General features: G+C 72.3%; 17 protein-coding genes. 9 read left to right on the top strand and 8 right to left on the bottom strand.

Annotated elements, in window-relative coordinates; translation table 11 throughout:
• Positions 1–19: 19 nt before the first annotated feature.
• The 3 genes from eda to EUA93_RS00160 all read left to right on the top strand — a co-directional run bounded on the left by eda (position 20) and on the right by EUA93_RS00160 (position 7,904).
• Positions 20–676, top strand: coding sequence for a bifunctional 4-hydroxy-2-oxoglutarate aldolase/2-dehydro-3-deoxy-phosphogluconate aldolase (gene eda / locus EUA93_RS00170; RefSeq protein ID WP_129397816.1), 657 nt, complete (start codon positions 20–22; stop codon positions 674–676).
• A complete protein-coding gene (locus tag EUA93_RS00165) occupies positions 673–1,773 on the top strand; it encodes a sugar kinase (RefSeq protein ID WP_129397815.1) in 1,101 nt (366 codons plus the stop codon). The genes eda and EUA93_RS00165 overlap by 4 nt, the downstream gene beginning before the upstream one ends.
• Positions 1,774–2,033: 260 nt before the next feature.
• A complete protein-coding gene (locus EUA93_RS00160; RefSeq protein ID WP_129397814.1) occupies positions 2,034–7,904 on the top strand; it encodes a LamG-like jellyroll fold domain-containing protein in 5,871 nt (1,956 codons plus the stop codon).
• A gap of 104 nt (positions 7,905–8,008) precedes the next feature.
• Here EUA93_RS00160 and EUA93_RS00155 read toward each other — a convergent pair whose 3' ends face one another.
• Complete coding sequence (locus EUA93_RS00155; protein WP_129397813.1) at positions 8,009–8,233, bottom strand: tautomerase family protein; 225 nt, start codon at positions 8,231–8,233, stop codon at positions 8,009–8,011.
• A gap of 151 nt (positions 8,234–8,384) precedes the next feature.
• On the opposite strand from EUA93_RS00155, the gene EUA93_RS00150 reads away from it, so the two are divergent.
• The 3 genes from EUA93_RS00150 (at position 8,385) to EUA93_RS00140 (ending at position 11,708) form a co-directional block, all read left to right on the top strand.
• Positions 8,385–9,017, top strand: a complete 633-nt coding sequence (locus EUA93_RS00150; protein ID WP_129397812.1) for a DUF1775 domain-containing protein — start codon at positions 8,385–8,387, stop codon at positions 9,015–9,017.
• 65 nt (positions 9,018–9,082) lie between these two features.
• Complete coding sequence (locus EUA93_RS00145; RefSeq protein ID WP_242497176.1) at positions 9,083–10,735, top strand: copper resistance CopC/CopD family protein; 1,653 nt, start codon at positions 9,083–9,085, stop codon at positions 10,733–10,735.
• Positions 10,736–10,802: 67 nt separating this feature from the next.
• A complete protein-coding gene (locus tag EUA93_RS00140) occupies positions 10,803–11,708 on the top strand; it encodes a helix-turn-helix domain-containing protein (protein ID WP_129397810.1) in 906 nt (301 codons plus the stop codon).
• Between the two features lie 4 nt (positions 11,709–11,712).
• On the opposite strand, the gene EUA93_RS00135 is transcribed toward EUA93_RS00140, so the two are convergent.
• The 4 genes from EUA93_RS00135 to EUA93_RS00125 form a co-directional block, all read right to left on the bottom strand.
• The gene (locus EUA93_RS00135; protein ID WP_129397809.1) at positions 11,713–12,054 is read right to left on the bottom strand and encodes a DUF2200 domain-containing protein; all 342 of its coding nucleotides are present in this window, start codon (positions 12,052–12,054) and stop codon (positions 11,713–11,715) included.
• A 22-nt stretch (positions 12,055–12,076) separates the two neighbouring features.
• Positions 12,077–12,250 carry a hypothetical protein gene (locus EUA93_RS21425; protein ID WP_165354999.1) on the bottom strand — a complete coding sequence of 58 codons (174 nt, stop codon included), beginning with the start codon at positions 12,248–12,250 and terminating at the stop codon, positions 12,077–12,079.
• On the bottom strand, positions 12,247–14,910 hold the full coding sequence (locus EUA93_RS00130) for an FAD/NAD(P)-binding protein (RefSeq protein WP_129397808.1): 2,664 nt from the start codon (positions 14,908–14,910) through the stop codon (positions 12,247–12,249). The genes EUA93_RS21425 and EUA93_RS00130 overlap by 4 nt, the downstream gene beginning before the upstream one ends.
• Positions 14,911–15,028: 118 nt before the next feature.
• Positions 15,029–15,631, bottom strand: coding sequence for a GNAT family N-acetyltransferase (locus tag EUA93_RS00125; protein WP_129397807.1), 603 nt, complete (start codon positions 15,629–15,631; stop codon positions 15,029–15,031).
• A gap of 31 nt (positions 15,632–15,662) precedes the next feature.
• Between EUA93_RS00125 and EUA93_RS00120 the strand changes: the two genes are divergently transcribed.
• Entirely contained in the window at positions 15,663–16,364 is a 702-nt protein-coding gene (locus EUA93_RS00120; protein ID WP_275937854.1) for an aspartate/glutamate racemase family protein, read from the top strand.
• On the opposite strand, the gene EUA93_RS00115 is transcribed toward EUA93_RS00120, so the two are convergent.
• Genes EUA93_RS00115 through EUA93_RS00105 form a run of 3 tightly spaced genes read right to left on the bottom strand, consistent with a single transcriptional unit; the run spans position 16,365 to position 19,001 of the window.
• On the bottom strand, positions 16,365–17,216 hold the full coding sequence (locus tag EUA93_RS00115) for an aminoglycoside phosphotransferase family protein (RefSeq protein ID WP_129397806.1): 852 nt from the start codon (positions 17,214–17,216) through the stop codon (positions 16,365–16,367). It abuts the gene before it with no gap.
• A 22-nt stretch (positions 17,217–17,238) separates the two neighbouring features.
• The gene (locus tag EUA93_RS00110; protein WP_129397805.1) at positions 17,239–18,279 is read right to left on the bottom strand and encodes a 1-aminocyclopropane-1-carboxylate deaminase; all 1,041 of its coding nucleotides are present in this window, start codon (positions 18,277–18,279) and stop codon (positions 17,239–17,241) included.
• A complete protein-coding gene (locus EUA93_RS00105; protein WP_129397804.1) occupies positions 18,276–19,001 on the bottom strand; it encodes a GntR family transcriptional regulator in 726 nt (241 codons plus the stop codon). The genes EUA93_RS00110 and EUA93_RS00105 overlap by 4 nt, the downstream gene beginning before the upstream one ends.
• A gap of 53 nt (positions 19,002–19,054) precedes the next feature.
• Here EUA93_RS00105 and EUA93_RS00100 point away from each other — a divergent pair, with 53 nt between their 5' ends.
• Together EUA93_RS00100 and EUA93_RS00095 are read left to right on the top strand one after the other, a co-directional pair.
• Positions 19,055–20,005 carry a cation diffusion facilitator family transporter gene (locus EUA93_RS00100; RefSeq protein WP_129397803.1) on the top strand — a complete coding sequence of 317 codons (951 nt, stop codon included), beginning with the start codon at positions 19,055–19,057 and terminating at the stop codon, positions 20,003–20,005.
• Between the two features lie 14 nt (positions 20,006–20,019).
• Entirely contained in the window at positions 20,020–21,042 is a 1,023-nt protein-coding gene (locus EUA93_RS00095) for an LLM class flavin-dependent oxidoreductase (protein WP_129397802.1), read from the top strand.
• The last annotated feature ends 27 nt before the right edge of the window (positions 21,043–21,069 follow it).

Raw genomic sequence — 21,069 nt, 5'->3', positions numbered from 1 at the left:
CGAGGGGTCGACTCCTACCGTGAACGCCACTGACGTCCTGGGCGGCCACCGCATCGTGCCGGTGGTCGTCCTGGACGACCCAGCCAAGGCCGACGCCCTCGGCGCGGCCCTCGTGCAGGGCGGGCTGCCGGTCGCCGAGGCGACGTTCCGCACGCCGGAGGCGGCCGCGGTCCTGCGCCGCCTCGCCGCCAACGACGACCTCGTCGTCGGCGCCGGCACCGTCCTCACCGACCGCCAGGTCGACCAGGCGATCGAGGCGGGGGCGAAGTTCGTCGTGTCCCCGGGCCTCAGTGCGTCCGTCGTACGACGCTGCCAGGACGCCGGCGTGCCGGTGATCCCGGGCGTGGCGACCCCGAGCGAGATCATGCTCGCCCTCGACCTGGGCCTCGACACCGTGAAGTTCTTCCCGGCCGAGGCCAACGGGGGGCTGGCCACGATCAAGGCGCTCGCCGCCGCGTTCCCGCAGGTGCGCTTCATGCCCACCGGCGGGATCACCGTCGACACCGCCCCGGACTACCTCGCCCACCCGTCCGTCGCCGCAGTCGGCGGCAGCTGGATGGTGGCCGGCGACCTGCTCAAGGCCGGTCGCTGGGACGACGTGGCCGCCAAGTGCGCCGCCTCGACCGCCCTCTACGCACCTGATCTGCACCCGATCGTCCAAGGAGTGACCGCATGACCATCGAGACCCGACCCGCCGAGGAGTGCGAGCTCGACATCGTCGCGCTCGGCGAGGTGATGCTGCGCCTGGACCCGGGGGAGGGGCGCATCCGCACCGCCCGCCGGTTCGAGGCGTGGGAGGGCGGCGGCGAGTACAACGTCGCGCGAGGCATGCGCAAGGTCTTCGGCAAGCGCGCGGGCGTCGTCACCGCACTGGCCGACAACGAGATCGGCCACCTGGTCGAGAACCTGATCATGCAGGGCGGCGTCGACACCTCGCTGATCCGCTGGGAGGACTACGACGGCATCGGGCGCACCGTGCGCAACGGCCTGAACTTCACCGAGCGGGGGTACGGCGTCCGCGGTGCGGTCGGCGTGTCCGACCGGGCCAACACCGCCATCGCCCACATGCGACCCGGCACCGTCGACTGGGACGACCTCTTCGGTCGTCGCGGGGTGCGCTGGCTCCACACCGGCGGCATCTACGCCGCGCTGTCGGAGAACGCCGCGGCGGTCGCCGAGGAGGCGATGGCGGCTGCGCAGAAGCACGGCACGATCGTCTCCTTCGACCTCAACTACCGCCCCAGCCTGTGGGCCGGGATCGGTGGCCAGGAGTTCGCCCGTGACGTCAACACCCGGCTCGCCGGGCACGTCGACGTGATGATCGGCAACGAGGAGGACTTCACCGCCGCTCTCGGCTTCGAGGTCGCCCACGTCGACGAGAACCTGAGCTCGCTGCCGATGGACAGCTTCGAGGCGATGGTCGGCACGGTCGCGGAGAAGATGCCGTGGTTCAAGGTGATCGCCACGACGCTGCGCACGGTCCACTCGGCCAGCGACAACGACTGGCAGGCCATCGCGTGGTCCCCGGAGACGGGCGTGCTCGCCTCCACCCCGCGTGACCACCTGGGCATCTTCGACCGGGTCGGCGGCGGCGACGGCTTCGCCTCCGGCCTCGTCTACGGCCTGCTCGAGGGCGAGCCCCTCCAGCAGTGCCTCGAGCTCGGCGCCGCCCACGGCGCGCTGGCGATGACCACGCCCGGCGACACGTCCATGGCGACGGCGGCGGAGGTCCGTGCGCTCGCCGGCGGCGGCAGCGCGCGCGTACGCCGGTGAGCACACCCTGACGCTGCCCCGAGCAGCACACCCCCCGGACCAGGTCTGGGTGGTCGACCCCGTGCGGGGGATCGGCCGCCCAGGCCTGTTTTCATGTATCTGAACGCAATTAGCAAAGAGTTCACAATTCTGGACAGAGTTCTTGACTCTGTGTGACGGCCGTCATACGTTCAGCCTGTCTCCACCCTCGTGACTCCGTGAGCGCTGCCCGCACCCGCCGCCCATCGAGCTCCGCCCCGCCGAGCCCTAGGGAATCGTTGATGAACCTGTTCTCCAGATCAGCCAGCCGGCGCCCGTCAGGACGCCAGACCAGAGGATCCGGTCGCGCGCTGAAGCACCTCGTGGCCATCGCGGCCGCCACCGCGGTGGCCCTGCCGCTGTCCGCGGTCACCGCCGCGCCCGTCGCCGCAGCCGCTCCCGGCGACGACGACGTGCTGCGCGTCCTGCTGTTCAGCAGCGGTGACGGCGTGCACGGCTCCGTGGCCAACACGCGCGCCGCCGTGCGCGAGATGGCCAACGCGCTGGCCTCGCAGTACGGCCTCGACAACAACGGCCAGAGCGCTGCCGTCGCCGACATCCAGGAGACGACCAGCGCCTCCGCCTTCACGCCCGAGAACCTGGCGAGCAAGGACCTCCTGGTCTTCGCCCACACCGCCGGCGTGCTGTTCAACACCGACCAGCGCACCGCGCTCGAGTCCTACATCCGCGGCGGCGGCGGCTTCGTCGGCATCCACTACACCGCGTGGTCGCCCGACCAGACCGAGCACGACGTGAACCCCTTCTACCGCCGCCTCGTCGGCGCGGCCGCCACCGGCCACCCCGAGCCGGCGGGCGGCTACCGGGGCACCATCTCGGTCTCCGACGCGGCCAGCCCGCTCACGCAGGGCCTCGAGTCACCGCTGTCCTACACCGACGAGTGGTACGAGTGGGACGTCAACCCGACCCAGAACGTCAAGACGCTGGTCACCGTCGACGAGTCGACGTACAGCGGCGGGCGCATCGGCGAGGAGGGCACCTCGCACCCCGTCACGTGGTGCCAGAAGATCGACTCCGGCCGGTCGTGGTACTCCTCGCTCGGGCACCACGCGACGACGTGGACCTCCGGTGACGACGGCAACGCCGACGACAACCGCGCCGACGACTTCGTGCGCAGCCAGCTGCGCTACGGCATGGCCTACTCGGCCGGCCTGCTCGCGGCCGACTGCTCGCCGCCGCAGAAGGACCAGCAGGGCGAGATGAGCGCGGTCACCCCGTGGCCCGTCATGCCGATCAACGCCGCCCTCACCTCCGACGGCAAGGTCCAGTCCTTCGGCTCCGTCAGCACGGGCTGCACCGACGCCAACCCCTACGACTACAGCGGCAACGACTGCGTGAGCCAGGGTGGCCAGACCCAGATCGACGTGTGGGACCCGAAGATCCCGCGGACGCTGGCCAACCTCGTCTCCGGCGTGGTGCCCAACGCGACCTACACCGACCTCTTCTGCTCGATGCAGGTGCAGATGCCGCACCGCCGCTCGACCTTCACCGTCGGTGGTGACGACAGCCTCGGCGGCAACGCCCCGAACGACGCCGCCATCGGTGTCACCAGCTACTCCTCGGGTGCGGGCCTCAAGAACGAGGCGCCGATGAACTACCCGCGCTGGTACCCCACCGGTACGACGCTGCCCAGCGGTTCCATCGTGGTCCAGGGCGGCTCGCTGCGCGGCGGCCCCGGCGGCCCCGGTGTCCAGACGCCCGAGATCTACGACCCCTCGCAGGGCAACTCGTGGAAGCTGCTCACCGGCGCCACCAGCGCCCAGGCCTACGGTGACGGCGCCAACGCGCCGCAGGACGAGAACCGCTGGTGGTACCCGCGCGCCTTCGTCGCCCCCACCAACGGCAACGTCTTCACCATCACCGGCACCCAGATGTTCGAGCTCGACCCGTCCGGCAACGGTGCGGTCACCATGCGCGGCACCCTGGGCAACGGCAGCGGCAACCAGGGCACCCTGGGCAACCCGGTCGGCGCCACGTCGACCGCGACGATGTACCGCCCGGGCAAGATCCTGCAGGTCGGTGGCGGCTGGTGGGCCAACGGCGGCGGCCCCGCCGGCGCCCGCGCCGGCTTCACCGTCGACATCTCGGGTGGCACCGCCAGCCCGGTGGTCGCCGCGACCGACCCGATGAAGTACGCCCGCCACTGGGCGTCCTCGACGGTCATGCCCGACGGCAAGGTCATCGTCACCGGTGGCTCGCGCGACAACAACGGCCAGTCCGGCTACGTCACCAACGCCGAGATCTGGAACCCGGACGCTCCCAGCGGCTCGCAGTGGACCGAGGTCAAGATCCCCTACGAGCACGCCCGGCTCTACCACTCGACCGCGCTGCTCCTGCCCGACGGCCGGATCATGATCGGTGGTGGCGGTGCTCCCGGCCCGCACAACTACACCGACGTCGAGTACTACTCCCCGGCCTACCTCTTCGACGGCAACACCCCGGCCGTGCGTCCGGTGGTCACCAACGCCCCGAAGCGGATCGCATACAACGGCTCGTTCTCGCTGACGTCCGACAAGACGGTCGACCGGGTCACCCTGGTCCGCAACGGTTCGGTCACCCACGGCTTCAACAACGACCAGAACTTCCAGGACCTGGCCTTCACGACCAGCGGCAACACCGTCAACATCACCTCCCCGACGAACGCCAACTTCGCGCCTCCCGGCGCCTACATGGTCTTCGTGTGGAGCAACGGCACGCCGTCGGTCGCCAACATCGTCCAGATCGACCCGACGGTGAAGATGAACAAGCCGGCCCCCACGGTGGTCGACCAGTTCGAGTACCCGCGGATCCCGGCGTCGTACCTGTCGGGTGGCTACTCGACCGACGACGTCGTGGTGGCTCCCGGCAACGGCCGGATGTCGCCCTGGAAGGTCGACAACGAGGTCCGGCTCACGCGCGCCAGCGGCGGCAGCATGGGCGGCCTCGGTGGCACCGGCTACCACCTCGCGGTGGGCACGGCCGGCAAGCTGACCCGCACCATCAAGGGACTGGACGTGGGCAAGGAGTACCGCGTGTCGGTGCGCTACGCCCGTGACAGCCGCACGGCCGGCACTGCGCCGGGCACGGCGACCCTGGCTGTCGCCAACCTCTCGCAGGCCCTGACGAGCACGACGGCCTCCACCGCCGCGTTCGAGACCTTCGCCGGGACCTTCGTCGCCACCAGGCGGCAGCAGGACCTGACGATCACCGGCAGCGGTGCCGCCGGCCTCGTCCTCGACGACCTCGTCGTCGTGGGCACGGGCCTCGGGGTCGCCGACGCCCAGGTGTCGTACCAGTTCGACGAGGGCACCGGCACCACCGCCGCCAACACGGGCTCCGACACCACCGTCGGTGACGCCGTGCTGACGGGCAGCACCACCTGGAGCACGAGCGGCGTCACCGGCAAGTCGGTCGACCTGCTGGGCGGCACCAACGCCAACGCCGTGGACCTTCCGGACAACCTGCTGCAGAACGAGGCGAACTTCACCACCTCGTTCTGGGCGCGCCCGGACGAGAAGGGCAACTGGATCGGCATGTTCCACATCGGCGACGGGCTCGGCGACGCCGGCAGCTTCTTCCAGATCCAGATGCAGACCCAGGCGAGCGGCAACACCGGCCTGGCTGCGACGTTCAAGAAGAAGGGCAGCAACGTCCAGGAGCGCGTCTACGCGACCCCGACCAAGGACGTCGTGGCCGGTCAGTGGAACCACGTCGTGTTCACGCGCCAGGGTGCCGTCGGATCGCTCTACCTCAACGGCGCGAAGGTCGCCACGAACAACAACCTGACGCTCACCATGACCGACATCGGTCCCACGACGAACAACTGGCTCGGCCGCAACGGCTATCCGGACCCGGCCTACAACGGCCTGATGGACGACGTGCGCCTCTACACCTCGGCCCTGTCCGACGCCGACGTCGCCGGGATGTACGCCGACGGCACGGCGCTCAACACCACCACGACGGTCAGCGTCACGCCGGCCTCCCCGTCGCCGTTCAACACCCCCATCACGGTGTCGGCGACGGTCAAGGACTCGGCCAACGCGAACCCGACCGGTGTCGCCGACCTGTGGGTCGACGGCGAGAGCGTCGGCAGCCAGGCCACGGTCACCAACGGCCAGGTCTCCTTCCCGGCCGTCACGCTGACCCCCCGTGCCCACACCATCGAGGTCCGCTTCACCGCGGCCGCCGGTTGGCGCGACTCGACCGGCACGGTCCAGCACACGGTGGCCCGTCCGCCGGTGGGTGAGGGCATCCCCGTCCACTACAAGTTCGACGAGGGAACCGGCACCACGGCGGCCAACTCGGGATCCGACCCGGCCATCGGCAACGCCACGCTCACGGGCAACGCCGCCTGGAGCACGGAGGGCAAGTACGGCAACGCCGTCAACCTCCCGGGTGGCGGTCACGTCCAGCTGCCGAACGACGTCACGTTCGGCATGGCCACGGACGCGACGATCTCCACCTGGATCCGTCCCACCGCCCTGCCCAACTGGACCACCCACGTCCAGATCGGCAAGGACACGACGGAGTTCCTGCTCCTGCAGTCCAGGACGGAGAACGGGACCCGGGGCTTCGCCGCCACGCTGCGCATGAACAACGGCGAGCAGTACCGCACCCAGCTCACGGGCAACACGGACCTGCCGCTGAACCAGTGGACGCACGTCGCGGTGACCCTGGGCAAGTCGCCCACGGGAACCGGGACGACGGTGAAGATCTACTTCAACGGTGTCCTGCAGGCCGGCGGCACCCGGGACAACATCCCGGTCACCATCGGTGACATCGCCGACGGCGGCACCACCGCCAACTTCATCGGCAACGGCAGCTGGAACGACCCGCGTCCCACCGAGCGGGTCGACGACTTCCGCATCTACGGCTACGAGCTGAGCGAGCAGGAGGTCCAGGCGATCTTCTCGGCCACGTCGAACGCCTCGCCGGTCGGTGCGCCCGACGCCTACGCCGCCACGGCGGGGGAGACCCTCACGGTTCCCGCGCCCGGCGTCCTGGCCAACGACACCGACGCCGAGGGCGCGACCCTCACGGCCGGTGACGTGGTGCAGCCCGCCAGCGGTGTGGTCGTGATGTCCGCCAACGGCTCGTTCACCTACAAGCCCGACGCGGGCTTCACGGGGACGGACACCTTCACCTACCGGGCCAACGACGGGACGTCGAAGTCGGCGGCCACGACGGTGACCATCACGGTGACGGGCCAGCCCCAGACGCCCAACCGGGCCCCGGTGGCGGTGGACGACGCGTTCAGCACCATCTCCGGTGAGCCGCTGACCCTGGCGGCGCCAGGCGTCCTCGGCAACGACACCGACGCCGACGGTGACGTGCTCACCGCCGGTGGTGCGACCCAGCCGATCAACGGCACGGTCGAGGTGCGGGCGAACGGCTCCTTCACCTACACCCCCGACGCGGGCTTCGTGGGCAAGGACACGTTCACCTACGTCGCCAACGACGGCAAGGTCGCCTCGACACCGGCGACGGTCACGATCACCGTCAAGCCCACGGGCAACGGCGGCGGCAACGGTGGCGGCAACGGTGGCGAGACCGGTCCGGTCAACTCCGCGGTGGCAGGCGCCTCGGCGTCGTACACCTACGGCCAGGCCGGCAACCTCGTGGTCAGCGTCGCCCCGGCGACGGCCACGGGCAAGGTCGAGCTGGTCAGCGGCACCGACGTGGTGGGCACCGGCACGCTCGCCTCGGGCCAGGCCAGGCTCGAGCTCGCGGCCAAGGGCCTGCTGCCCGGGACCTACGCCCTCACGCTGCGCTACCTCGGCGACGCCGGCCACAAGCCGTCGTCCTCGACGGTGTCGGTCGTGGTCGCGAAGGTCGTGCCCGAGATGACGGTCAAGGCGCCGTCGAAGGTGAAGAAGGGCAACCGCGCCACGATCAGGGTCTCCCTCGAGGCACCTGACGGCGTGGCGGTCACCGGTGACGTGGACTTCACGATCGCGGGGGGCAAGACGCTCTCCGGGACGCTGAAGGACGGTCGCGTCTTCATCCAGCTGCCGAAGGCGAAGGGCAAGCGGATCAGGCTGACCGTGACCTACGCGGGCAGCGCGGCCGCGGAGTCCACCAGCGAGCAGCTGAGGATCAAGGTCCGCAAGCGCTAGGCAACGAGAACGGGACGGGCCCCGGAGGAGAGATCCTCCGGGGCCCGTCCCGTTGCGGTGCTGCGGCGCCCGGGTCGTGCGTGGGCGCGGTGGTGCGGTCGGACTCAGTCGTCGGCGAGGGCAGCGACGACGCCGGCGCGGCTGTCGTCCTCGCTGGCCAGGACGCCACCGTTGGCCACGATGTCCGGGGTGATCTCGCTGAACACCATGCGGACGTCCTGGCGGCGGGCGCCGAGGATCTCCACGGCGCTGTCCGCGACGGCCTTGGCGAACTCGCGGCGCTGGTCGACCGAGCGCCCCTTGAGCAGCTCGACGGTGATGTTGGGCATGGGTGTTCCCTTCGGGGATTCGACGTGCTCGTTCACACGTGGGACTTCACTTCAGTGACGTGAATCACGGTAGTGGCAGTTCACATCCTTGACAACAGTTCTACGGGCTGGTTGTGTGAGCACGGTCACCCCAGCCCTCCAGGAGAACTCCATGAACCGCACCCGCGCGACGCTGCGTGCGGCCGTGTCGGGTGCCCTGGTGAGCGCGATCCTCCTGCTGGCAGGTGGGCCAGCGGCCGCGCACGTCACGATCTCCGCGTCCACCACCGCCGCCGGAGCGACCGCGCTGGTGCGCCTCGAGGTCCCGCACGGCTGCGCGGGGTCGGCGACGACGGAGCTCGCCGTGCGGATGCCGGCCGGGGTCAGCGAGCTGACCGCGTCGAGCACCGACCGCTGGGTCGCCGAGGCCGCGGGGGAGTCGATCACCTTCCGCACCGACGACCCGCTGCCCGACGCCCTGCGCGACGAGGTGGCCTTCTCGGTGCGGCTGCCCGACGAGCCGGGCGCCGAGCTGGTCTTCCCGATCGTCCAGCGGTGCGAGGAGGGCGAGTCCGCCTGGACCGAGGTCGCCGAGGACGCCGCCAGCCGCGAGCAGCTCGACATGCCGGCACCGGTGATCGTGGTGACGGGTGCCGACGGGTCCGAGGGTTCCGACGGGTCCGCCCCGACCGCCGCCGCCGGACCCGGCGACGGGCGCCTGATGGCCTACGGCGCCGTCGGTGTCCTCGCCGCCGGGTGCCTGGCCAGCGGCGCCGTCCTCGTGATGCGTCGACGCCGAGCATGACCGACGCCCACCCGCGACCGGGGCCGGGACGCCGACCGGGTCGCCGCTCGAGGAGCCGGCGCGTCGTGCCCCTGCTGCTCGTGGCGCTCCTGCTCCCGCTCACCTCGCTCCTCGTGCTCGGGTCGGCAGCGCCCGCGTCCGCCCACGCGACACTGGTGAGCACCGACCCGGCCGAGGGCGCCGTCCTCGACGCCGCCCCCGACCAGGTCACCTTCACCTTCAACGAGTCGGTGATCGGGGTGCCCGCCGGCATCCAGGTCTTCGACGCCACGGGCGCCGTGGTCGCGTCGACCGCGACCGTGCGCGAGGCCGAGCTCGTCGTGGAGCTCGAGGACGACGTCGGCGAGGGCACCCTCGTCGTCGTCTGGCGACTCGTCTCCGCCGACGGCCACCCGATCGGCGGCTCGCTGTCGTTCTCGGTCGGCGAGCCGAGCGCCGTGGTCGACGTACCCGAGACGAGCGCCGACGCCGGGACGGACGCCCCCTTCCTGCTCAGCGTGGTCCGGTGGCTGGGCTACCTCGGCCTGCTCGCCGCGGCGGGCCTCGCGGCCTTCTCCGTCCTCTTCCTGCCGCGCGAGCCGGCCGACGACGGCAGCCGCCGTCGGCTGCGCACCGCAGCCCGCATCGCCGCCGTGGTGGCAGCGGTCGCGTTCTGGCTCGCCGTGCCGATGGTGGCGCTCTACCAGCTCGGCCTGCCGGCCTCGGCGCTCGGCGAGGGGTCGACCTGGTCGGCGCTCTCGGCCTGGGAGTACGTCGTGCCCGCCGCCGTCACGGCCGGCCTCGGTCTCGCCGTGGTGGGTCTGCCGACGTCGGCTCCCGACCGGACGCGTTCCGGGCTGGTGCTCGCCGGGTGCGCCGTGGCGCTCGCCGCGCCGTCGCTCACCGGGCACACGCGCGCGACGACGCCCGAGGCGCTGGTGATCGCCGTCGACGTGCTCCACCTCGTGGCCGGCGCGCTCTGGCTGGGTGGGCTGCTGGCGATCGGGCTCGTGCTGCGCGACCTCGCGGACCGCGACGACGCGGGCGCGCGCGTGCTCGCCCGCTTCTCGACCTGGGCGTCGGCGGTCCTGGCGCTGCTGGTCGTCACGGGGACGTTCACGGCGTGGCGGGTGGCCGGGTCGTGGAGCGCGCTGCTCGAGACGGGCTACGGCAGCTTCCTCCTCGTGAAGGTGCTCATCGTGCTCGTCGCCATCGTGGTCGCCGCGTGGAACCGGTTCGCGCTCCTGCCGGGCCTGGCGTCGGCGACGGCGCGTGACGAGCGCCGGGGGGCTGCGTCGATCCTGGTGCGTACGACGCTCGCGGAGGCCGGCGTGCTGGTCGCGGTGCTCCTGGTCACCGGCTTCCTCGTCGACCGCAGCCCCGAGCCCGACGTCGCGGTCACCTCGCCCTCCGGGGAGGGGCAGAGCGCGGACCAGGTGGTCGAGCTCGACGCCATCTCCGCCGACGTCACCCTCGATCCGCTCGCGGTGGGCCCCACGACGATCACGATCACGCTGACCGACGACGACGGACGGCCCACCGAGGGCTACGAGTCGCCACGCCTGAGCCTGTCCGCGACCGACGTGGACCTCGGGGAGGTGGCCCTGACCAACCTCGGGCCGGGGATCTACGCCGGTGACCTGGTGCTGCCGACCAACGGCACCTGGGAGGTCCAGGTCTCGCTGCGCACGAGCGAGTTCGACAACCCCGTGAAGACGGTCCGCTTCGAGGTGCCCTGACCCCCTCGGGGTCGTTGCGCAATTCCGGTCGGGTGGCCGAGCCCGCCGGTGTCGCAGACTGGGCTCCATGAGCGAGCCCGGACGCGACCGCCTCCGCGAGCTGCTCGACGCCGTCCTCGACGAGGAGCACGCCACCCTGGCCGACATGGCCGGGGGCGCGTTCTCCTCGCCCCACCACTTCAACCGCCGGGTCCGGAGCGGGACCGGCGAGCCGCCGGTCGCCCTGCGCCGGCGGGTCCAGCTGGAGCGGGCCGCGTGGCGTCTCTCCGAGGGCGCGAGCGTCACCGACGCGGCGTTCGAGTCCGGCTACGAGTCGGTCGAGGGCTTCGCGCGGGCCTACGCCCGGGCGTTCGGGCACCCGCCGAGCACCCCCGCGGCCGGGCACTGGCTGCCCGCGCCCAACGGCATCCACTTCCACCCACCCATGTCGTTGTGGGTCACCTCCACGGAGCAGGCCATGAACCCGATCACCGAGCACCTCGTCCGCCACGACCTGGACGACACCCGGCACCTGATCGACCTCGCGAAGGGCGTGCCGGGGTCGGCGTACGACGCCCCGGTGGTCGAGGGCCTCGCGGTGCTCGGCTTCGACGGGCCCGACGAGTCGCTCGGCCAGCTGCTCGAGCACCTGGTGGCGTCCAAGGAGATCTGGCTCGCCGCGATCGCGGGGGAGGAGCTCCCCACCGGGGGCGGGCGCGGCGCGATCGAGCTGCTCGAGCGTCACGACGCCGTCGCACCGCGCTGGCTCGCCACCGTGCGCGACCTCGACGCCCGCGGGGCGTGGGACGACCGGCTGGTCGACGCGTTGTGCGACCCGCCCGAGAGCTTCGTGATGGGCAGCGTCTTCGCCCACGTGGTGACGTACGCCGCCGCCCGCCGGCAGGTCGCACGGCACGTCCTCCGCCGCCACGGCGTCACGGTCGACGAGGGCGACCCGATCACCTGGCTGCGCGGGCAGCGTGGCGAGGAGTGAGCGCTCAGCCGCGCAGCACCTTGACCATCGGCCGGCCCTTGGCGAGCTCGTCGACCAGCTTGTCGAGGTAGCGGATCTGCCGCATGAGCGGGTCCTCGACCTCCTGCACCTTCACCCCGCACACCGAGCCGGTGATCTGGTCGACGTGGGGATTGAGGGTCGCGTCGGCGAAGAAGTCCTGGAAGGTCGTCTCCTGCTCGAGGTGCGCCCGGAGCGTCGCGTCGTCGTAGCCGGTGAGCCACGCGATGACCTCGTCGAGCTCCGCGCGGGTGCGGCCCTTCTTCTCCACCTTGGTCACGTAGTGCGGGTAGACCGAGGCGACGCTGGTGGTGAAGATCCTGTGCACGGTCCGAGGATAGGCCGAGACCTCAGGCAGCGTCCTCGCGCAGCAGCCACCACGCGGCCAGGAACGCGGCCGCCCCGGCGACCAGCTCCGTGTGCAGCTCGACGATCGCGAGCGTCACCAGCGTGGTGAAGGCGACCGAGCTGAACGCCGACCCGAACACCGATCCGACCACCGATCCGGACGACGTGCCGGTCACGACCGGGTGAGGGTCCCGGCGACGGCGGCCCGACGGCGGGCGTCGAGCGCCGAGGACCGGCGGCTGAGGCGCTCGTCGAGGAGTGCCGCGGCCTCGGCGTTGCGCCCGGCCATGGCGAGGGCGTGGACGAGCGTGTCCTCGACGACCTCGCGCTGGGCCTTGCTGCCGCCGAGGGGAGCCATCGTGCGGACGACGTCGGTGAGGGTGGCGGAGGCGGCGTTCCAGCGCTCCTCGACGACCTGCTCGAGCCCGCGGCACAGCGGTGCCACGATGTCGCGGAAGACGGCGTCCTGGCTCTGCGCCGACTGCGCGGCGAGCGCGGTGAGCCCGGCGCCGTCGCCGTCGGCGGCGAGCAGGACGGCGCTGTGCATCGCCGCGAACGGCGTGGTCGGGGCGCTCAGCCACTCGGCGGGCGCCTGCTCGCGGACCTCGCTGACGGGAAGGTCCTCGGTCCAGGCGCCGGTGACGCGCCCGCGCCACAGGAGGGCGCCGCTGTCGACCACGACCCGGCTGCCGCTGACGACCGACGGCGCGAGCTCGCGGCGCCAGCGACGGCGTACGGCCTCCACGTCGTCCTGCATGAGCTCGTGCAGGGCGGCGTGCCACGAGAAGTGCGAGCGGTGGTTGGCCTCGGGGCCGCGGGTGCGGATCCACTCGTCCAACCAGGCCAGTCCGGCGGTGTGGTCGCCGGTCTCGTAGAAGACGTGGGCGCGGGCGTGCACGGCGTGGCCGGAGGCGGGCTCGACGGAGAGGGCGTACGACGACAGCTCCTCGGCCTCGGACCAGCGCTCCTGGTCCTGGCGGACGAACGCCAGCTGGCCGGCGTACCACCAGTCGTCGCCGTAGGAGCGGCCCAGCGACTCGACGAGCTCGCCCGTCTGCGAGCCGCTCGTGAGGCCGCCGAAGGCGACCGTGGGCACGGCGACGCTGACGGCGAGCGCGTCGCGCGGGAACAGCCGGACGTGGCGCAGCAGAGCGGCCGCACCGGTGGCCTCGTCGGAGCGCAGGCGGGTGGTCACCGCGTCGAGGAACGAGCTCTCGCGGTCGTCGAGGTGGCGCTCGGCCGCGGCCCGGTGCGCGGCTCGCAGCGAGGCCGCCCAGTGCGTGTTGGTGCCCCACTCGTGGCCCAGCAGCGCGAGTGCGGCGTGGGCCTGGACGAAGCCCTCGTCGGCGGCGACGGCCTCGGCGAGGCCCTCCTCGACCCCGCCCTGGAGGCGCAGGAGCCGGCCGAGGGCGGCGTTGTAGCGGTCGGCGGCGTCGGTGCCGGTGGAGAGCGTGAGGCCGTAGGGGTCGACCGGGCGGCGCCGGGACTCGCCATGCATCGAGCGGCTCACCACCCGCGCGACGTCGTAGGCCTGCTCGCGGATCTCGGGCATCGCCGTGGACTCCCACAGGTTGCCCTTGCGCAGCGACCCGACGGCCAGGAACGGCACGGTGTCGGGGAGCGTGCCGAGGATCCGGCCGTCGTCGGTGGTGTCGATGCCGAGCCCGGCCGGGCCGGGCCGGACCAGCCCGGTCTGCGCCAGGCGGGAGAGCAGCGGGTCGGTGGCGATCGAGCCGGACGGCCCGGTGCAGTTGACGACGGCGGCGACGCGCAGGGTGGTGCCGTCGTCGAGCGTCACCTGCAGGGCGCTGGCGTCGGCGCGCACGCCGGCGATGGTGCCGCGGTGGCGCCGCATCCGGCCGGCGTCCCCGATCGCGTCGAAGCGGCGTGCGGTGGCCGGGGCCATCCGGTGGCGGTGGACGTCCCAGCGGCGGGCGTCCTCGCCGATGAAGCGGCGCTTGTCGGCGTCGGAGAGCCCGCGCCAGACCTGCGCCGTGACCGGGCGCAGGCCGTCGATGGCCGCGCGCCAGTCGCCGGTCGTGTCGACGGTCTCCTCGACGTGGGCGTCGAGCGTGGCGCGCAGGGCGTCGAGTCCCTGCGTGCGGGTGATGCCCGGCGGCGGCGGCACCGGGGGAGTGGTGGGGAGCACGTGCGGCTGCGGCACGGCGTCGGTGCGCGAGACCACGTGGACCGTGCGGTCGGGCCGGTCGGCGCTGATCGCCAGGTCGACCATCGTCAGGCCGGAGCCGAGCATCAGCACGTCGCCCACCTCGGGGATCGGCTGGGTCCAGGGGTCGGCGATGAGCCGCGCGTCCGCGGCGAGCTCGGCGGGCGCCCACGCGGTCCCGGGACGGCTGCTGGTGGCGAGCACGACGGCGCGGGCCTCGAGCCGCTCGCCGTCGGAGAGGTCGACGACGAAGCCGCTGCCGGACCCGGCGATGTCGACCACCTCGGCGCGACGGCGTACGAGCCGGGCATTGCCGGGGAACTCCGTCGCGGTGGTCAGCAGGCTCTCGATGTAGCGACCGAAGACGGCACGCGGCGCGAAGTCGTGGGGCTGGAACTTCGGGTCGTGGTGGTTGCGCAGCCACCGCAGGAAGTGCTCCGGGTCGCGCGGGAAGGCGCTCATGCCGGAGGCCGGGACGTTGAGGAGGTGGCGCTCGTCGGTGGTGGAGTAGGCCTGGCCGCGCCCGGTGGTGGGAGCCGGGTCGACCAGCTCGACGCGGAACCGGGAGGAGAGCGCGGTCACCAGGTGCGTCGCGACCAGCGTGCCGCCGGCGCCCGCACCGACCACCACGACCCGACAGTCGCCCTCGTTCGTCCCCATCGGCGCCATGACCACTCCGTCCCATTAATGCAGTGAATTACGCGACTAAAGGTAGCAAGCGGTGCGGCGGTCGGGCGAGTCGGCGCGCTGTCCGCCGTCAGGTCTGGCCGGCTCGGGTCGGCTCGGGTCAGGCGTTGCGACGCATGATCACGCGGGGGAAGCCGGCCGAGGTCGCCTCGGTGCGCATGGCCAGCTCGAAGCCGGCGGCCTCGAAGACCTTGCGGGTGCCGACGTAGGCCATGGTCAGGTCGACCTTCTCTCCGCGGTTGTCGACCGGGTAGCCCTCGATCACCGGGGCGCCCTGCTGGACGGCGTAGGCCACGGCGCCCTCGAGCAGCACGTGCGAGATCCCGCGGCCCCGGTGCCCGGGCCGCACGCGGATGCACCAGACAGACCACGCGGCCTGGTCGTCGACGTGCGGGATCTTCGTGGAGCGGGCGAAGGGCAGGTCGGCGCGGGGAGCGACGGCCGCCCAGCCGACGACCTCGTCGCCGTCGTAGGCCAGCACGCCGGGCTTGGTGCGCCTGCGGGTGAGGGCCTCGACGAAGTCGGCGCGCTCGGTGCCGGCCAGCTCGCGGTTGAGCTTCGCCGGGATCCGGTGGCTCAGGCACCAGCACACGCTGGACGTCGGCTTCTTCGGGCCGACCATGGTGCGGACGTCGTCGAACCGGGCATGGGTGGCCGCGAACACCCGGAGCCCGTCGGTGCTCGCGAGGGCCTGGGTCGCCATGCTCGTCAGGCTAGCGCTGTTCAATGGGCGCATGCCCCACGCGATGCGCACGATCGGCCTGCTCGGCGGGATGAGCTGGGAGAGCTCGGCGCTCTACTACCAGGTCGTCAACGAGGCGGTGCGGGAGCGGCTCGGCGGCTACCACTCCGCGCGCGTGCTGATGGCGTCGGTCGACTTCGCCGAGGTCGAGGCGATGCAGGCAGCGGGGGAGTGGGACGCCGCCGGCGAGCTGCTGGCGGCCGAGGCCCGGGCGCTGGAGGCGGCCGGGGCCGAGTGCCTGGTCCTCTGCACCAACACGATGCACAAGGTCGCCGGCGCGATCGAGGCCGCGACCTCGGTGCCCCTGATCCACATCGTCGACGTGACGGCTGCGGCCGTCCGTGCGGCCGGCCTGTCCCGGGTGGCGCTGCTCGGGACCCGGTTCACGATGGAGCAGCCGTTCGTCCGCGAGCGGCTCGAGTCCCACGGCCTGTCCGTGGTGGTCCCCGCGGGCGAGGACCTCGAGCTGGTTCACCGGGTGATCTACGACGAGCTCGTCCACGGAGTCGTGCGCTCCGAATCCCGGGAGCAGTACGTCGACGTGGTGCGGCGGCTGGCCGGGCGCGGCGCCGAGGGGGTCGTCCTCGGCTGCACCGAGATCGAGCTGCTGATCGGCGCCGACGACGTCGACGTGCCGGTCTTCGCGACGACCCGGCTGCACGCGCTCGCGGCGGTGGACTTCGCCCTGGCGTGATCAGCCGACCAGCCGGTGGAGCCAGTCGTCGAGCCGCGCGAGCTGTCCGGGGCTGCCGAACAACGGCGCCCGACCGGGCGGCGGGAGGAAGCCGACGGCGTCCATCACCAGCCAGTACGGATCGACCGGCTCCGGTGCGTGGTCGGCGTACAGCTCCAGGAAGCGGGTGGCCGGCTCCGGCCCGGACGCGACGGCGAGGGTGGTCGCGGCGTGGCCGGCGTCGAGCCAGGCCGGCCCCGTCGACGTCTCGACCCAGTCGACGACCCCGGTGATCGCCTCGTCGGTCCACAGGAGGTTGCGGTGGCTGAAGTCGCGGTGGAGGAAGGTCGGCTCGTGGGCGGGCGCGGGTCCGGCGAGCAGGTCGAAGGCGCGCTGCCAGGACTTCGGGTGGCGCGTCCACGCCGGCACGACCCACTTGGCCTCCCACGCCCACGTCTCGTAGGTCCGGAACGGCTCGTATGGAGTGATCGCGTGGATGATCGCAAGCATCCTGGCCATCGCGCCGAGCCGTGAGTCTCCGAGGGACTCACGGCCGAGTCCGGGCAGGCGGGACATCAGGTGCCCCGCCACGCCCGTCGTCGTGCCGTCCGCGTCGAGGGCGATGCTGGCCGGCGCCGGCACGGATGTGTCCGCGAGCGCCCGCTGCGCGTCACGCTCGCGCGAGGTGAGCGCGGCGCCGTGGGCGCGCCACGGCTCGTGGGTCATCAGCCGCAGCACCGTCTCGGTGCCGTCCTCGTGGGTCAGCGCGAGCATCGACGAGGTCATCCCGCCCTCGAGCGGCTGCGACGAGACGACCGGGCTGTCGAGGCTCGCCCCCGCCCAGTCGAGGGCGGCCCTCCACTCGTCGGTCACGCGGGTGACGCTAGTGGAGGACTCAGCCCTGGGCGGGCCAGAGGGAGTGGTAGGCGTTGATCGCCGGCTGACCGCCGAGGTGGGCGTAGAGCACGTGCGAGTCGCGGGGGATGTCGCCGCCCGCGACGAGGTCGACGAGGCCGGCGAGCGACTTCCCCTCGTAGACCGGGTCGGTGATCATCGCCTCGAGCTGCGCGCCCAGCGCCATGGCCTCCATCGTCGAGTCGACCGGCACGCCGTAGAGATCGCCCGCCCAGCCCTCGAGCACGGTGATCTCGTCGTCGCGCAGGTCGCGGCCGAGCTCGATCAGCTCGGCGGTGCTGCGGGCGATCCGGGCGACCTGGTCGCGGGTCTTGTCCAGGGTCGCGCTGGCGTCGATGCCGATGACGCGACGGCGGACGCCGGTGAGGTCCTCGAGCGCCGCGAAGCCGGCGATCATGCCGGCGTGCGTCGATCCGGTCACGGTGCAGACCACGATCGTGTCGAAGGTGATGCCGAGCGCCTTCTCCTGCTCGGCGACCTCGAAGGCCCAGTTGGCGAAGCCGAGCCCGCCCAGCCTGTGCTCGCTGGCGCCGGCCGGGATGGCGTACGGCGTCCCGCCGGCCTCCTCGACCTCGCGGAGCGCGTCCTTCCACGAGTCGCGGATGCCGATGTCGAAGCCGGCCGGGTCGAGCCGTGAGTCGGCGCCCATCATCCGGCTGAGCAGGATGTTGCCGACCTGGGTGTTGGTCGGGTCGTCCCACGGCACCCACTTCTCCTGCACCAGGCGGCACTTGAGGCCGAGGTGCGCGGCGACCGCGGCGACCTGGCGGGTGTGGTTGGACTGGTAGCCGCCGATCGAGACGATCGTGTCGGCGCCGCTGGCGAGCACGTCGGGGACGATGTACTCAAGCTTGCGGACCTTGTTGCCGCCGTAGGCCAGTCCGCTGTTGACGTCCTCGCGCTTGGCCCAGACCTGCGCACCCCCGCCCCGGGCGGCCAGGTGTGCGGTCAGCCGCTGGAGGTGCTGGACGGGCGAGGGGCCGAAGGTGAGCGGGTAGCGCTCGAACTGCTCGAGGATCACGGGGTCTCCTGCTGCTGGGTGGTGGGTGCGTCGGTGTCGGGCTCGGTGTCGGGCTCGGTGCCGGACGGGGGCTCGGGGATCAGGGCGGCGAGGTTCTGCCAGGTCCGGAAGGCCACCTCGGCCGCCGCGTCGACGTCGCCGGCCTCGCACGCCGCGACCAGGCGGTCGTGGAGGGTGACCGACTCGGCTCCCGCGAGGGAGGCGAAGCGGCGGCGCTCGAGGCGGCGTACGACCGGGCTGAACTGGTCGAGGACGGTGGCCAGCGCGCGGTTGGCGGAGACGTCGACGGCCACGGCGTGGAAGTCGTCGTCGGCGGCCAGCGCGGCGTCGGTGTCCCGGTCGTCGATGGCCCGCGCGAAGCGGTCGTTGGCCTCGCGCATCCGACCGAGGTCGGCCGGGGTGAGCCGGGTGACGGCCTCGGCCACGGCGAGCCGGTGCATCGAGGCGACGACGGCGTGAGCGGCGCGGACCTCGCCGAGGTCGATCTCTGCGACGACCGTCGAGCGCCCGGGCGCGGCGCGGACCAGCCCGGTCTCGCCGAGCCGCAGCAGCGCCTCGCGCACCGGCGTACGACTGACGCCGAGCCAGGAGGCGAGCTCGGTGTCGCGCACCACCTCGCCCGGCGCCAGCGTGCCGTCGACGATCGCGTCGCGCAGCCGGTCGTGCACGGTGTCGCGCAGGAGGGAGGGGCGGATCGATGCTTCCGACGCGGGTACCGGCATGCAATATATTGCACACCTGACCGGAGTCAGGCGTCAAGTGGGAGGCTGGGCCCGTGCTCACCGTCGTCGTCGCCCTGGCCGCCAACACCATCCTCGCGGTCCTCAAGACGATCGTGGCCGCCGTCACCGGCTCGGCGTCGATGGTCGCGGAGGCCGCGCACTCGTGGGCCGACGCCGGCAACGAGGTCTTCCTCGTCGTCGCCGAGCGACGCTCCGAGCAGGCGGCCGACAAGCTGCACCCCCTCGGCTACGGCCGGGAGGCCTACGTCTGGTCGATGATCGCGGCCTTCGGGCTCTTCTCCGTCGGCGCCGCCGTGTCGGTGATCCACGGCGTGCAGTCCCTCGGCGCCGAGGAGGAGTCGGCCGACTACCTGTGGGCCTACGTCGTGATGGGCGCGGCGTTCCTCCTCGAGGGCACGTCCTTCCTCCAGGCACGCCGGGAGGTGCGCAAGGGCGCCCAGGAGGCCGAGATCAGCGGCGCCGCCTTCCTCGACCGCACCTCCGACCCGACCCTGCGCGCGGTCTTCTTCGAGGACGCTGCCGCACTGATCGGCATCGTCATCGCCGTCAGCGGCCTCGCGCTCCACCAGGTCACCGGCCAGCCGGTGTGGGACGCGATCGGGTCGATCCTCGTCGGCCTGCTGCTGGGAGCGATCGCGATCTACCTGCTGCGGCGCAACATGGCCTTCCTCGTCGGCCAGATCGCCGACCCGCGGGCCTACGAGGCCGTGATCGGGTGGCTCCGCGAGCGGCCCGAGGTGCAGTCGGTCAACAGCCTGCACCTGGAGTACGTCGGTCCCGAGAAGGTCTTCCTCGTCGGCTCCGTGGACCTGGTCGGCGACGACCCCGAGAGCCGGGCTGCCGAGGAGCTGCAGCTCCTCGAGGACCACCTCGAGGAGCGACCCTGGATCGCCCGGGCGGTCCTGTCCCTGGCTGCCCCGGGGCGGCCGCCGGTGGTCGGCGACGGGTTCACCGGCGACCTCGGGAACAACCAGGGTGGTTGAGCGTTGAACCAGTCATGAAGAAGATCGGGTTCCTCAACTTCGGCCACTGGACCGACTCGCCGCAGTCGGCGGTCCGCACCGCGTCCGACACCCTGCTCCAGTCGATCGACCTCGCGGTCGCGGCCGAGGAGCTCGGCGCGGACGGGGCGTACTTCCGGGTCCACCACTTCGCCCGCCAGCTCGCCTCGCCCTTCCCGCTGCTCGCCGCCGTCGGCGCGCGCACCAGCCGGATCGAGATCGGCACCGGAGTGATCGACATGCGCTACGAGAACCCGCTCTACATGGCGGAGGACGCCGGCGCCGCCGACCTCATCTCGGGCGGGCGACTCCAGCTCGGCATCAGCCGGGGATCACCGGAGCAGGTCATCGACGGGTGGCGCTACTTCGGCTACGCGCCCGCCGAGGGCGAGGACCAGGCCGACATGGCGCGTCGCCACACCGAGGTCTTCCTCCAGGTGCTCGAGGGCAAGGGCTTCGCCCAGCCGAACCCGCGCCCGATGTTCCCGAACCCGCCCGGCCTGCTGCGGCCCGAGCCGCACTCGCCCGGCCTGCGCAGCCGGATCTGGTGGGGTGCCGCGTCCGACGCGACCGCGCGCTGGACCGCGGAGCAGGGCATGCACCTGATGAGCTCGACGCTCAAGGCCGACGAGTCCGGTGAGCCGTTCCACGTCCAGCAGCGCAAGCAGATCGAGGTCTTCCGCGAGGCGTGGAAGGAGGCCGGCCACGAGGGCGAGCCCCGCGTGTCGGTCAGTCGCTCGATCATGCCGATCACCACCGACCTCGACCGGGCCTACTTCGGCCACGAGGGATCGAGCTCGGACCAGTTCGGCCAGATCGAGGCCAACCTGCGCGCCGTCTTCGGCAAGACCTACGCCGCCGAGCCGGACATCCTGGTCAAGGAGCTCGCCGACGACGAGGCCGTCGAGGCGGCCGACACCCTGCTGCTCACGGTGCCCAACCAGCTCGGCGTGGACTACAACGCCCACCTCCTCGAGTCGGTGCTCACCGACGTCGCGCCCGACCTCGGCTGGCGCTGAACCACCCACCTCCACGACGGACGACAC

Source organism: Nocardioides oleivorans (genome assembly GCF_004137255.1).
GTDB lineage: Bacteria > Actinomycetota > Actinomycetes > Propionibacteriales > Nocardioidaceae > Nocardioides > Nocardioides oleivorans.
This window is presented reverse-complemented; position numbering and strand designations above follow the sequence as displayed.